Below are 13,224 nucleotides of genomic sequence, written 5' to 3' on the forward strand. Positions count from 1 at the left end.
CGGGTACCCCCGTCGGGCAGCGCTCCGGCGGCGCTCAGCGCGACGGGCCGGCCCCGTCGTGCTCGGCGCGCTCCCGCAGCCGCCGGGCCAGCCCCGCCGCGGCGGCCTCGGGGTCGTCGGCGCCGGTGAGGACCCGGACGACCACGACGCGCCTCGCACCGGCGTCCAGCACCTGGTCCAGGTTGGAGGCGTCGATCCCGCCGATGGCGAACCAGGGGCGCGAAGTCCCCAGCGAGGCCGTGTACCTGACCAGTCCGAGACCCGGGGCGTGACGGCCCGGCTTGGTGGGGGTCGGCCAGCAGGGGCCGGTGCAGAAGTAGTCCACACCGGGCTCGGCCGCCGCTGCCGCGGCCTCCGCCTCGGCATGCGTGGACCGGCCGACGAGGACGTCGTCGCCGACGACGGCACGGGCGGCGGGGACGGGGAGGTCACCCTGGCCGAGGTGGAGCACGTCGGAGCCGGCGGCGTGCGCCACGTCCGCCCGGTCGTTGACGGCGAGCAGCTTCCCGTGGCGCCGGCAGGCGTCCGCGAAGACCTCGAGGTGTTCCAGCTCCTCGGCGGCCTCCATGGTCTTGTCCCGCAGCTGCACGATGTCGACGCCCCCGCGCAGAACCGCGTCGAGGAACTCCGGCAGATCGCGCTGCTCCTTGCGCGCGTCGGTGCACAGATACAGCCGGGCACCGGCGAGCAGGCTGCGGGCGGTGTTGGCGCTCATGAGGGTCGTCCCCCCGGACGAGGGCGTGCGGGCCGGACGCAGCGGCGGGCGCTGCGCCGGCCCGCACGCCGGCGGATGTGCGGATGCGTGCGGTGCGACTGCGTGTACAGGCAGTGCGGTGCGGTGTTTGCCGGGAACTGCGCTGTGCGGGATGTCACACGGCGAGTGCCTGGGCGCGCCGCTTCACCTCTGTCCCGCGGTTCTCCCGGAGGGCCTGCGCGGGGGTGCCGGGCAGGCTCTCGTCCTCGGTGAAGAGCCACTCCAGCATTTCCTCGTCGCTGAAGCCGTCGTCCTTGAGGAGCGTGATCGTGCCGACGAGGCCCTTCACGATGCGGCCCGAGGCGATGAAGTCCGCGGGCACCTGCAAGGTCCGCCCCTCCCCTCTGCGGACCGCGATCAGCTGACCCTCCTTGACGAGCTGACGGGCCCGGGTCACCGGGATGTCCAGCTTTTCGGCGACATCGGGCAGGGTGAGCCAGCCAGGGACGAGAGCATCGGTTTTTGCATCAATCTCTGTCACGCCACCAGCCTGCCATCCCGCTGTGACAGTCACTACTGTGCGGCGGCCGGCAGTCCGCCGCAGGCTCCCGTTCGGGGCCGCTGCGCCGCGGGAACGCAGGCCGCCCGTACCGCTAGGAGGTGGGAACGGCCTTCTTCAGGGGAACCGCCGCGTCGGCCACGCGTTCCGCGTCCACCGGAGCACGGCCGGCGATGAGCCTTCTGCCCTGCGCCAGATCGCGGGGCCGGCCGACGGCGAGCAGCGCGTTCAGCGTTCCGTCGCGCAGCCAGCACACCGACCAGGCGGCCTGGTCCGGGTCGCCGCGCCGGACCAGTTCGTCCTGCGCCGTGTGGTGTCCCGCGTACTGGACGAAGCGTCCGAACTGCTCGGACCAGAAGTAGGGAACCGGGTCGTAGAGCGCGGCCTCCGCCTCGCCGTCCGGCAGCGTTCCGGCCGTGATGTTGGCGGCCACGACGCGGGGCCCCTGCAGCGCGTTGTCCCAGTGGTGCACGAGCAGGCGTTCGCCGTACCGGGCGGAGGGGAAGGAGGCACAGTCGCCGACCGCGTACACGTTCGGGGCGGAGGCGCGCAGCATCTCGTCCGCGAGCACGCCGCCGTCCTCGCCGAGTCCGATGCCGGAGCCTGCCAGCCAGCCCGTCGCGGGACGCGAGCCGACGCCCACCACCACGGCGTCGGCCCGCAGCCGCGTGCCGTCCTGGAGCCTGACCCCGCCCCGCTCCACCGAGCGCACGGCTGTGCCGGTACGCAGGCGCGCACCGCTCTCCTCGTACCAGGGGCGCATGTGTTCCGTGATCTCCGCGGGAAGCGCTCCCGGAAGCGGCGCCACCCCGGCCTCCACGACGGTGACGTCGCAGCCCGCCTCGCGTGCCGCGGTGGTGAACTCGGCGCCGATCCAGCCCGCGCCCACCACGACCACCTCGCTGCGCGCCGCCAGGACGGCGCGCAGCCGTGCGGCGTCGTCGAGGGTCCGCAGCAGGTGCACGCCGGGGACGCCCTCGGCACCGGGGAGCGCGACAGCCTCGGCTCCCGTGGCGATGACGAGTTGGTCGTAGGCAACGCTGCCCGCGTCCGTCTCCACAAGGCGTTCGCCGGGCCTCAGCGCGGTCGCCTGCCTGCCCAGTTCCACATCGATGCCGAGGGCGCCGAAGTCGACGTCCAGCGCGGCGTCGTCCGCCTTGCCCAGCAGCACCGCCTTGGACAACGGGGGCCGGTCGTACGGCTGATGGGGCTCGCCGCCGATCAGCCGGATGCCGCCGGGCCAGCCCTGCTCGCGCAGTTGCACGGCCGTCTGCACACCGGCCATGCCCGCACCCACGACGACGACCCGCTGCTCGCTCCGACTCACGCCCACCCGGTCATCCTAGGGCGCGGGCACGCCTCCGGCGGCCGGCTGCCGCGGCAGCCGCCGGTCACATCACGGCCCGGGCGCAGTACGCTGTTCGGGCGGTACGAAGCGACGTCGGCCCGGCGAGGGGCCGTACGGCGAACCGCGGCAGCCGGCGGGACCGGCACAGGACACACATGGCACACGCGGGAGTCCGGCGCACCGGGCTGAGAGGGAGGCTGCGGCCTCCGACCGTACGAACCTGATCCGGGTCATTCCGGCGAAGGGAGAAGCAACTTCTTCATGCGACGCAGCAGCTCAGCCGGAACCGCCGCCGGGCGGGGTTCCGGCACGTCCCCGCACCCCGACGTGGCCGTCGTCGGCGGCGGCATCATCGGGCTCGTCACCGCGTGGCGTTCGGCGCAGCGCGGCCTTTCCACCACTGTCGTCGACCCCGAACCGGGCGGCGGCGCCGCCCGGGTGGCGGCCGGGATGCTCGCCGCCGTCACCGAGCTGCACTACGGCGAGGAGGCGCTGCTCGGGCTCAACCTCGCCTCGTCGGCCCGTTATCCGGATTTCGCGGCGGAGCTGGAGGAGGCGAGCGGCCAGGAGATCGGCTACCGCTCCTGCGGCACACTCGCGGTCGCGCTCGACGCCGACGACCGGGCGCACCTGCGCGAACTGCACGCGCTTCAGCGGCGTTGCGGACTCGATCCGCAGTGGCTCACGGGCCGCGAGTGCCGCCGTCTCGAGCCGATGCTCTCCCCTTCCGTACGCGGCGGACTGCGCGTCGACGGCGATCACCAGACGGACCCGCGCCGGCTCGCCACGGCCCTGCTGCTGGCCTGTGAACGTGCGGGCGTTGCCTTCCGGCGCGCGGCCGCCGTGAGCCTCACCGTCGCGGACGGCCGCGCAACGGGCGTGACGCTCGACGACGGCACCGGCGTGGGGGCCGGGCAGACGGTGCTGGCGACGGGCTCGTGGGCGTCCCGTCTCGAAGGGGTGCCGCCCGAAGTCCTGCCGCCGGTGCGGCCGGTCAAGGGCCAGGTGCTGCGGCTGCGGATGCCGTCCTCCTCCGCGTACGGGCCCTTCCTCTCCCGTACGGTCCGGGCGATCGTGCGCGGCGGGCACATCTACCTCGTGCCGCGCGCCAACGGCGAGCTGGTCATCGGCGCGACGAGCGAGGAACTGGGCTGGGACACGACGGTCACCGCCGGCGGGGTGTACGAACTGCTGCGGGACGCGCACGAACTGACCCCCGGACTCACCGAACTCCCCCTCACCGAGACCTCGGCGGGCCTGCGTCCGGCGTCCCCCGACAACGCGCCGCTGCTCGGGCCCACTGCGCTGCCGGGACTGCACCTGGCCGCCGGCCACCACCGCAACGGTGTGCTGCTCACACCCGTCACCGGCGACGCGATGGGCGAACTGCTCGCGACCGGTGAACTCCCCGAGCAGGTACGTGCGTTCACTCCGGCAAGGTTCGGCGCCCCCGGCCTCGGCGCCCCCGGCCTCGACGCCGCCGAAGCCGCAGGGGCGGTCCCGGCACGCGAGCCCCCGACAGATCCCGCAAGCGAGCCACAGGAGCGTCCAGCATGACGAGCGTCCCCTCACACACCGCGACCGTCACCGTCTCCGTGAACGGCGCCTCCCGCGACGTCGCTTCGGAGTCCACCCTCGACCAGCTCGTGGCGGACCTCACATCCGCGCCCTCGGGTGTCGCCGCGGCCGTCAACGAGACCGTCGTGCCCCGCGGCGAGTGGCCGCGGGTGCGGCTGGCCGACGGCGACCGCGTCGAGGTACTGACCGCAGTCCAAGGAGGTTGATCCGCATGCCAGGCACAGCGGTCGGCACGACGCCGCACCCGCAGCGGGGCACGTCCCCGCCGGCGCACTCCCCCGCGGCAGCGGCGGACCCGTTCGTCCTCGGCGACCGCACCTTCGGCTCCCGCCTGATCATGGGTACGGGCGGAGCGCCCAGCCTCGACGTCATGGAGCGCTCGCTGGTGGCGTCGGGAACCGAACTGACGACCGTCGCCATGCGCCGCCTCGACCCGACGGTCCAGGGCTCGGTGCTGTCCGTGCTGGAGAGGCACGGCATCGGCGTGCTTCCGAACACCGCGGGCTGCTACACGGCCGGTGAGGCCGTGCTCACCGCCCGGCTCGCACGGGAGGCTCTCGGAACGGACTGGGTGAAGCTCGAAGTCATCGCCGACGAGCGCACGCTGCTGCCCGACCCCGTCGAACTCCTCGACGCTGCCGAGACGTTGGTCGACGACGGCTTCACCGTGCTGCCCTACACCAATGACGACCCCGTCCTGGCCCGGAAGCTGGAGGAGGCCGGCTGCGCGGCCGTCATGCCGCTGGGCTCCCCCATCGGCTCCGGGCTCGGCATCCGCAATCCGCACAACTTCCAGCTGATCACCGAACGCGCCGGTGTGCCCGTGATCCTCGACGCGGGTGCCGGGACGGCCTCCGATGTGGCCTTCGCCATGGAGCTGGGGTGCGAGGCCGTGATGCTCGCCTCTGCCGTGACGAGGGCACAGGAGCCGGTGCTGATGGCCGAGGCGATGCGGCAGGCGGTGACGGCCGGCCGCCTGGCCGCACGTGCGGGCCGCATCCCGCGCCGCCACTTCGCGGAGGCGTCCTCCCCGGCGGAGGGGGTCGCCGCGCTCGATCCGGAGCGCCCCGCCTTCGGCTGAGCGGACCGGAGCTCCCCGAAGCCCCGGGCTTCCGCGAGTCCGGGGAGCCGGGGCTCCAGGGCTTCGGGGCTCCAGGGCTCCAGAGCCGAGGTCCCGCAGGACCGGGGTCCCGCGGGGAATCCCGGTGGCCGGCACCCACGGGACGAAGGGCGGAACCGGGGAGGAGAAAGGCCCGGCGAGGAGGGAGGAAGCGGAAGGGGCAAGGCTGACGCCGGGAATTCCGCGGCCCCCCGGCCTCGCGCGGAAAACCTTTACGACGAAAGTCCCGAAAGGGACAAATTGGAAATTCTTCCTTTTGCCCTGCTTCCTTGCCCGCTGCTTGGCGCATCACGGATTTCCGCCGCGGTGATGGCTCGTAGACTCTTCGTCGATGGATACGAGCCTTCAGGACCCCTCCTCCGGCCCCGCCGGGGAGTCCCCGCCGGTCGGACAGGTGCTGGACGGCCGGTACCGCGTCGAATCACGCATCGCCGTCGGCGGCATGGCGACGGTCTACCGCGCCGTCGACACCCGCCTCGACCGCGTGCTGGCCCTGAAGGTCATGCACCCCTCGCTCGCCGCGGACGGCGCCTTCGTCGAGCGCTTCATCCGCGAGGCCAAGTCCGTCGCCCGTCTCGCGCACCCCAATGTGGTCGCCGTCTACGACCAGGGCGCCGACGGCACGTACGTCTACCTGGCGATGGAGTACGTCTCCGGGTGCACCCTGCGGGACGTGCTGCGCGACCGGGGCGCCCTGCGCCCCCGCGTCGCCCTCGACATCCTCGAGCCGATGCTCGCCGCCCTGGGCGCCGCCCACCACGCCGGCATGGTGCACCGCGACATGAAGCCGGAGAACGTGCTCATCGGCGACGACGGCCGCGTCAAGGTTGCCGACTTCGGCCTCGTACGGGCGGTGGACAGCCAGACGTCCGTCGGAACCGACAGCATCCTGGGCACCGTCTCCTACCTCGCCCCGGAGCAGATCGAACACGGCACCGCGGACACACGCACCGACCTCTACGCCTGCGGCGTGATGCTCTACGAGATGCTCACCGGCGGCAAGCCCCGCACGGGCGGCACCCCGGCGCAGGTTCTCTACCAGCACCTCCACGAGGACATGCCGACGCCGTCGGCCTCCGTGCCCGGCCTCGCCCCCGAACTCGACATGCTCGTGGCACTGGCCACGGCCCGGGCAGCGGACGGCCGCCCCCAGGACGCGGGCGCCATGCTCGCCGAGGTCCGCGGGGTACGGGCCCGTCTCACCCCGTCAGAGCTGGATGCCGTCCCGCCGCAGGCGAACGACCCGGCGTCCGGGCTCGCCCAGGCCCTCGCGGCCGGCGCCGCCCTCGGCGAGGGCCGCATGCGCACGGCGGCCGGAGGCGGCGACGGGGCGGAGGAGCCCACGAGCGTGCTTCCGCGTGACGTCGCGGCATCCCACGAGTACGGGCACGGGCCCGGCCCCGGAGACGGCTGGGACGGCATCGACCGCACCGCCCGCTACACCGTCCCGCCGGGCGACGACGGGGGCACCCGGCGCCGCTCCCGTGGCCGGGCCGGCGGCCGGGGCTTTCTGGTGACGCTGGCGGTGATGCTGTTGCTGCTGGTGGGCACGGGTGTCTGGTACATCAACTCCGGCCAGTTCACGCAGACACCGGCGGTGCTGGCCAAGACGGAGTCCGACGCCAGGAAGATCCTCGGTGACTCCGGCCTCGACGTGAACGTCACCCGCGAATACAGCGAGCGCGTCGAGCGCGGCCACGTCGTCGACTCCAACCCGGACCCGGGCGACCGCATCCGCAGGACCGGCACCGTCACCCTGGTCGTCTCCAAGGGCCCGGAGATCGTGAAGGTCCCGGAGCTGGGCGGGACGCCGCTCGCCGACGCCCGGCGCAAGCTCAAGGACGCCGGCCTCGAGGCCGGCGTCGTGAAGCGGCAGTTCAGCGAGGACACGGCGCGGGGCTCCGTGATCGCCAGCGACCCGGAGGCGGGCAGTGAGCGGCGGCCGGGCTCTCCTGTCGCGCTGGCCGTCTCCAAGGGGGCGCCCGTCGACGTGCCGGACGTCGTCGGGGACGACGAGGACTCGGCCCGGGAGAAGCTCACCGAGGAGGGCCTGAAGGTCCGTATCGCTCCGGAACGCGTCTTCTCCGACGAGGACGAGGGCAGCGTGGCCCGTCAGTCGCCCGCCGAGGACAGCACGGCCGGCGAGGGCGACACCGTCACGCTCACCATCTCCAAGGGTCAGGACCTGGTCGACGTCCCGGACGTGGAGGGCCTGGGCAAGAAGCAGGCGCGCGAGAAGCTGGAGGACGCCGGCTTCGAGGTCACCGCCCGCCGGATCTTCGTCGGCAACAAGGTCTTCGCCCAGTCGCCCGGCGGGGACGACGAGGCCCCGCGCGGCTCGAACGTGACGATCTGGCTGCGCTGAGCAGGCCCGCCGTCCGGCTCCGCCGAGCGGTCCACGCGCGGCCCTGCCGCGGTCGAACGGCACGACTGCCCGCGCCGCTGCGATGCCTGCGATGCCGCCCGCGCCGCCCGCTGAGGACGCTTCGAGGAGCTCTGACGCCCTGCACGCGCGTCCTCACCCACAGACAGAGGGGCCGCGCCGCGTGTGATACCGGACATAGGGCGCATGTCACTTACGACGGTCTCTAGTGGACCGCCCTTCCCCCGGTCCGCCCTGTGAAACACGGCAATCCCCGTTCGCGGCACCGCGTCTCTCCCCCGATAAACGAGTCCGGATAGTACGTCACACTTTTGGGCTGTGTTTTCGGAGCCTTTAACAATTGCCGTCGGTCGCATGCGCCGGGGTTCGGAACCCGGCGTACACCGCCTTTCCGGCCTCTGCGACGCACGCAATTGTTGAAAGGTTCGCTCACAATGCCCAGCATTCCCGGCTACGTCCGCAACCCCAAGTTCGCGCGTTACTCCGCCGCAGGTATATCGGTCGCGGGAGCGGCAGCGATCGCGCTGACCGTCCTCCCCGGCACGGCCGACGCAGGCGACCAGAGCCAGTCCGGCGCCAAGAAGGTCAGCGCATCGACGGCCGCCGCGGAGAGTACGAAGAACTCCGATACGCACAAGGTGGAGCTCGGCGCCGCCAAGCAGGGAACCCTGGACTCCGACGTCCAGCGCACCAAGCAGGCCGTGGCCGCCCAGAAGGACGCGCTGGCCAAGCAGAAGGCCGTCGCCGCCGACCGCGCGGAGGCCGCGAAGGTCAAGGCCGCAAAGGCGAAGGCCGCGAAGAAGGCGGCCGCAGAGCGCAAGGCCGAGGCCGCAGCCGCCGCCAAGGCCTCCCGCGCCGCCGAGCGCCCCGCTCCCAAGACCTACCCCGACAACCTCGACGGCTGGATCCGCGAGGCCCGCGACATCATGGCGAAGCACAACATTCCCGGCTCGTACGACGGCATCAAGCGGAACATCATCCGCGAGTCCGGCGGCGACCCCAACGCCGTGAACAACTGGGACATCAACGCCCAGAAGGGCACCCCGTCCAAGGGCCTGCTCCAGACCATCCAGCCGACCTTCGACGCCTACCACGTCGAGGGCACCTCGACCAACATCACCGACCCGGTCGCCAACATCGTGGCCGCCTGCAACTACGCGGCGGACAGGTACGGCTCGATGGACAACGTCAACTCGGCATACTGATGGTGTGACGACCGAGCGACACCGCAATCCCATTGGCGGCCACGTCCCCGTAGCAGGGGGACTGGCCGCCACTGGCATTTCCTACGCAGACGACATCGGGGCGGAGGCAGTTCAGGTTTTCGTCGCCAATCCACGCGGCTGGGCGACGAACTCCGGTTCCCCGCAACAGGACGAAGAATTCCGTGCGTCGTGCGAGGAGAGAAACCTTCCCGTATTCGTGCACGCTCCCTACCTCATCAATCTCGGCTCCCATACGGACGCCACGGCCCGCAACTCGGTCTCCTCCCTTCGCCATTCGCTCCGCAGAGGGCGCGAGATCGGCGCGTCCGGCGTCGTGGTGCACACCGGCTCGGCCACGGGCGGCCGCACGAGCACCACGGCACTGGCACAGGTGGGGCGGCTGCTTATGCCGTTGCTGGAGGAGCTGACGCACGAGGACGACCCGTGGCTGCTGCTGGAGCCCACGGCGGGCCAGGGATTCTCGCTCTGCTCGCGGATGCGGGACCTCGGACCGTACTTCGAAGTCCTCCGGCATCACCCCCGGCTGGGCGTCTGCCTCGACACCTGCCACGTCTTCGCCGCCGGGCACGACCTGGCGGCGCCGGGCGGAGTGAAGCGGACGCTGGACGAGCTGGAGTCGGTCACCGGACCGGGACGGCTCAGGCTCATCCACGCCAACGACTCCAAGGATGTCGCCGGCGCCCACAAGGACCGCCACGCGAACATCGGTGCCGGCCACATCGGTCCGGGCCCGTTCGCCGACCTCATGACCCACCCCTCGACCGAGGGCGTACCGCTCGTCATAGAGACCCCGGGGCGCAAGGAAGGCCACGCGGCGGACGTGGCACGGCTGAAGGAACTGCGGGAAGGCGGCAGCTGAATCTGCGGCGGGACGGCGGGGCTCCACGGCCGGAGGCGGTGCGCTCCGCCTGCCCCGGCGTGCGCCGTCGTCTTCCGGCGTGCGCCGTCGTCCTCCTCGGCACGACGCCGGTGAAGCGGTGGGTGTCCGGCCGGGGCGAGACCCGCGGTGCTGCACGCGTACCACCGACGGAGCCGCCACTGCCACCGACGGTCCCGCCGCGGGCCCCTGCCCGCCGCCGGACGGCGGCCGGCAGCTACAGCTCCGGCCCGTCGCCGGGCTCCTCCTGGTAGGAGTAGCGCTGTTCCTTCCAGGGGTCGCCGATGTTGTGGTAGCCGCGTTCCTCCCAGAAGCCGCGGCGGTCCGTGGTCATGTACTCCACGCCGCGCACCCACTTGGGGCCCTTCCACGCGTACAGGTGCGGCACCACCAGCCGCAGGGGGAAGCCGTGTTCGGCGGTGAGCAGCTCGCCGGCGCGGTGGGTGGCGAAAAGCGTCGTCGCGGCGGCGAAGTCCGGCAGCCTCAGGTTGGAGCTGAATCCGTACTCCGCCCAGACCATGACATGGGTGACATCGTCCGCGGGAGGCGCGAGTTCCAGCACCGTACTGGCGGGCACGCCGCCCCACTCGGCCCCGACCATGCTGAACTTGGTGACACAGTGGAAGTCCGCGACGACCGTCTCGTACGGCAGTGCCGAGAACTCCTCGTGGTCCCAGGAGTGCTTCTCACCGTCGGCGGTCGCTCCGAAGACCCGGAAATCCCAGCGGTCGGGCTTGAACTTCGGCACCGGTCCGTAGTGCGTGACCGGCCAGCCGCGCTGAAGCCGCTGGCCCGGCGGAAGCGGTTGCTGCTCCCCCTCGGCATTCTGCGACTGGCCCATCCCTCCATGGTGACAGACCCTTCCGAAGCCGCTTGCCGGCACCCCGGCCGCGGGGTCTCCAAGGGGTTTTTGGCCGCCAATTCCGGCGCTTTCGGTAAGCCTTCGCTTACTGGACCGGATTGACGAAGCGGTGCGAGGATGCGCTGGCGCGCACACTCACCTGGCATTTTCCTCTTGGAAGGAGTCCGACCATGCAGGGCGACCCCGAGGTCATCGAATTTCTCAATGAGCAGCTGACTGCCGAACTGACCGCTATCAATCAGTACTTCCTGCACGCCAAGATGCAGGAGCACTCCGGCTGGACCAAGCTCGCCCGGTACACCCGTGCCGAGTCCTTCGACGAGATGCGTCACGCCGAGCGGCTCACCGACCGCATTCTGTTTCTCGAAGGGCTTCCCAACTATCAGCGGCTCTTCCACGTGAACGTCGGTCAGACCCTGGTCGAGATGTTCACGGCGGACCGGCAGATCGAAGTCGAGGCCATCGACCGTCTGCGGCGCGGGGTGGAGGTCATGCGGGCCAAGGGCGACATCACCTCGGCGAAAATCTTCGAGGAGATACTCGCCGACGAGGAGCACCACATCGACTACCTGGACACCCAGCTCGAGCTGATCGAGAAGCTGGGCGAACCGCTGTACATCGCGCAGCTCGTGGAGCAGGAGACCCCGTCGGAGGGCTGAGTCAGGCGGCTTCGGCCACGGAGGCGGAGGACGGCACGGGCGCGCGGGCGGGCTCCTCGAAGGCGGTCTCCGGCTGACGCCCCGCGCATCCGCCGCGTCCGAGAAGGCCCTGGATGCGGCGCACGCACGAGCCGCAGTCCGTCCCCGCCTTGCTCAGCGAGGCGATCTGGCGCGGCGTGCAGGCCCCGGCCTCCTGGTGCTCACGGACTTGCCGGTCCGTGATGCCGAAGCAGGAGCATACGTACACGCGGGCCTCCCAGTCGGACTCGTACGCAGGACGCCGTCACGGCAGTGTGCGCACCGGACGACGCTCAGGTTTGATGAGGTTAACCTAACCTTAGCTGCCGCACTGCGTCCACAACAGAGGAGTGGGGCCCGCATCGATGTGATGCGGGCCCCACTTCTGTGTCCTGCCGGCGGCGCCTGCGCTCTCTCGGCGGCCCTCCGGATGCCGTTCCCTCCGGTTCGCCGGGCGAGGGCGGATCACCGCCGCGCCGGCTCACTGGTCCCGGTACATCTCCGCGACCAGGAAGGCCAGATCGAGCGACTGGCTGCGGTTGAGGCGCGGGTCGCACGCCGTCTCGTAACGCTGGTGCAGGTCACCGACGAAGATCTCGTCGCCGCCGCCGACGCACTCCGTGACGTCGTCACCGGTCAACTCGACGTGGATGCCGCCCGGGTGCGTGCCCGCGCTCTTGTGCACCTCGAAGAAGCCCTTGACCTCGTCGAGGACGTCGTCGAACCGGCGGGTCTTGTGCCCGCTCGCCGCCTCGAAGGTGTTGCCGTGCATCGGATCGCAGACCCAGACCACCTGGGCGCCCGAGGCGCTGACCTTCTCCACCAGCGTGGGCAGCCTGTCCCGTACCTTGTCGGCTCCCATGCGCGTGATGAACGTGAGCCTGCCCGGCTCCCGGTCCGGGTCGAGCCTGTCGATCAGCGTGAGGGCCTCTTCGGGCGTCGTCGTCGGACCCAGCTTCACACCGATCGGGTTGCGCACCTGCGAAGCGAACTCGATGTGGGCGCCGTCGAGTTGGCGTGTGCGCTCACCGATCCAGACCATGTGCCCGGAGACGTCGTACAGCTTGCCGCTGCGCGAGTCGGTACGGGTCATGGCCGACTCGTAGTCCAGCAGCAGCGCTTCGTGCGACGAGAAGAACTCGACGGTCTTGAGCTCCTCCGGGTCCGTGCCGCACGCGTGCATGAACTTCAGGGCCTGGTCGATCTCGCGGGCCAGCGCCTCGTAACGCTGACCGGAGGGCGAGCGCTTGACGAAGTCCTGGTTCCAGGCGTGCACCTGGCGCAGATCGGCGTAGCCGCCGGTGGTGAAGGCGCGCACCAGGTTCAGCGTGGAGGCGGACGCCTGGTACATCCGCTTCAGCCGCTCCGGGTCGGGCGTGCGGGCGGCCTCGGTGAACTCGAAGCCGTTGACCGAGTCGCCGCGGTACGACGGGAGAGTCACACCGTCCCTGGTCTCGGTGGGCTTGGAGCGCGGCTTGCTGTACTGACCCGCGATCCGGCCGACCTTGACCACCGGCACGGACCCCGCGTACGTCAGCACGGCGCCCATCTGCAGCAGGGTCTTGAGCTTGTTCCGGATGTCCTCGGCGCTGACCTGGTCGAACGCTTCCGCGCAGTCCCCGCCCTGAAGCAGGAACGCCTCGCCCCGCGCGACCGCGCCCAGCCGGGCACGCAGCTGGTCGCACTCGCCGGCGAAGACGAGGGGCGGATAGGACTCGAGCTCGGCGACCGCCGCACGCAGGGCGTCACGGTCCGGCCACTCGGGCTGCTGCGCGGCGGGAAGGTCTCGCCAGGTTCGGGCACCGGCGTCGGGGTTGGCGTTCGCACTCACGCGCCCCAGGTTACGGGGTCGTGCCCGGCCCTTTTCCCCGTGCCCGGGTGCTGAGACGGAAACCACTCG

13 protein-coding genes and 1 riboswitch are annotated in these 13,224 nt (G+C 71.4%); of the genes, 7 read left to right on the forward strand and 6 right to left on the reverse strand.

Translation table 11 applies throughout. The features are described from left to right. Window positions 1-34: 34 nt before the first annotated feature. The 3 genes from thiE to H180DRAFT_RS09400 form a co-directional block, all read right to left on the reverse strand. Window positions 35-715 (reverse strand): thiamine phosphate synthase, encoded by a 681-nt coding sequence (gene thiE, locus H180DRAFT_RS09390; RefSeq protein WP_055485516.1) that lies wholly within the window; start codon window positions 713-715, stop codon window positions 35-37. A 154-nt stretch (window positions 716-869) separates the two neighbouring features. Next, entirely contained in the window at window positions 870-1,235 is a 366-nt protein-coding gene (locus H180DRAFT_RS09395; RefSeq protein ID WP_055485517.1) for an Rv2175c family DNA-binding protein, read from the reverse strand. 112 nt (window positions 1,236-1,347) lie between these two features. After that, window positions 1,348-2,538: an NAD(P)/FAD-dependent oxidoreductase gene (locus H180DRAFT_RS09400; protein WP_107097617.1), complete on the reverse strand. Its 1,191-nt coding sequence runs from the start codon at window positions 2,536-2,538 to the stop codon at window positions 1,348-1,350. A 216-nt stretch (window positions 2,539-2,754) separates the two neighbouring features. Then, window positions 2,755-2,865: riboswitch (TPP riboswitch) on the forward strand. Between H180DRAFT_RS09400 and thiO the strand changes: the two genes are divergently transcribed. From thiO to H180DRAFT_RS09430, 6 genes are all read left to right on the forward strand, one after another. Then, window positions 2,863-4,158: a glycine oxidase ThiO gene (gene thiO, locus H180DRAFT_RS09405; RefSeq protein ID WP_079099984.1), complete on the forward strand. Its 1,296-nt coding sequence runs from the start codon at window positions 2,863-2,865 to the stop codon at window positions 4,156-4,158. It overlaps the preceding riboswitch by 3 nt. Beyond that, on the forward strand, window positions 4,155-4,385 hold the full coding sequence (gene thiS, locus H180DRAFT_RS09410) for a sulfur carrier protein ThiS (protein WP_055485518.1): 231 nt from the start codon (window positions 4,155-4,157) through the stop codon (window positions 4,383-4,385). The genes thiO and thiS overlap by 4 nt, the downstream gene beginning before the upstream one ends. Before the next feature lie 5 nt (window positions 4,386-4,390). After that, window positions 4,391-5,260, forward strand: a complete 870-nt coding sequence (locus tag H180DRAFT_RS09415; protein ID WP_074466707.1) for a thiazole synthase — start codon at window positions 4,391-4,393, stop codon at window positions 5,258-5,260. Between the two features lie 370 nt (window positions 5,261-5,630). After that, window positions 5,631-7,664 carry a Stk1 family PASTA domain-containing Ser/Thr kinase gene (pknB, locus tag H180DRAFT_RS09420; protein ID WP_055485519.1) on the forward strand — a complete coding sequence of 678 codons (2,034 nt, stop codon included), beginning with the start codon at window positions 5,631-5,633 and terminating at the stop codon, window positions 7,662-7,664. Window positions 7,665-8,116: 452 nt separating this feature from the next. After that, on the forward strand, window positions 8,117-8,887 hold the full coding sequence (locus H180DRAFT_RS09425; protein ID WP_055485520.1) for a transglycosylase SLT domain-containing protein: 771 nt from the start codon (window positions 8,117-8,119) through the stop codon (window positions 8,885-8,887). A gap of 4 nt (window positions 8,888-8,891) precedes the next feature. Further along, window positions 8,892-9,767, forward strand: coding sequence for a deoxyribonuclease IV (locus tag H180DRAFT_RS09430; protein ID WP_055485521.1), 876 nt, complete (start codon window positions 8,892-8,894; stop codon window positions 9,765-9,767). A gap of 235 nt (window positions 9,768-10,002) precedes the next feature. On the opposite strand, the gene H180DRAFT_RS09435 is transcribed toward H180DRAFT_RS09430, so the two are convergent. Further along, window positions 10,003-10,626 (reverse strand): sulfite oxidase-like oxidoreductase, encoded by a 624-nt coding sequence (locus H180DRAFT_RS09435; protein ID WP_055485522.1) that lies wholly within the window; start codon window positions 10,624-10,626, stop codon window positions 10,003-10,005. 191 nt (window positions 10,627-10,817) lie between these two features. Here H180DRAFT_RS09435 and bfr point away from each other — a divergent pair, with 191 nt between their 5' ends. Next, window positions 10,818-11,306 (forward strand): bacterioferritin, encoded by a 489-nt coding sequence (gene bfr / locus H180DRAFT_RS09440; protein ID WP_055485523.1) that lies wholly within the window; start codon window positions 10,818-10,820, stop codon window positions 11,304-11,306. A gap of 1 nt (window position 11,307) precedes the next feature. Here the strand turns inward: bfr and H180DRAFT_RS09445 are convergent, their stop codons facing one another. Continuing rightward, window positions 11,308-11,553, reverse strand: coding sequence for a (2Fe-2S)-binding protein (locus tag H180DRAFT_RS09445; RefSeq protein ID WP_055485524.1), 246 nt, complete (start codon window positions 11,551-11,553; stop codon window positions 11,308-11,310). 252 nt (window positions 11,554-11,805) lie between these two features. Further along, on the reverse strand, window positions 11,806-13,155 hold the full coding sequence (locus H180DRAFT_RS09450) for a class II 3-deoxy-7-phosphoheptulonate synthase (protein WP_055485525.1): 1,350 nt from the start codon (window positions 13,153-13,155) through the stop codon (window positions 11,806-11,808). Window positions 13,156-13,224: the final 69 nt, after the last annotated feature.

Origin of the sequence: Streptomyces sp. WMMB 322, assembly GCF_900090145.1 — a bacterium.
Lineage (GTDB): Bacteria > Actinomycetota > Actinomycetes > Streptomycetales > Streptomycetaceae > Streptomyces.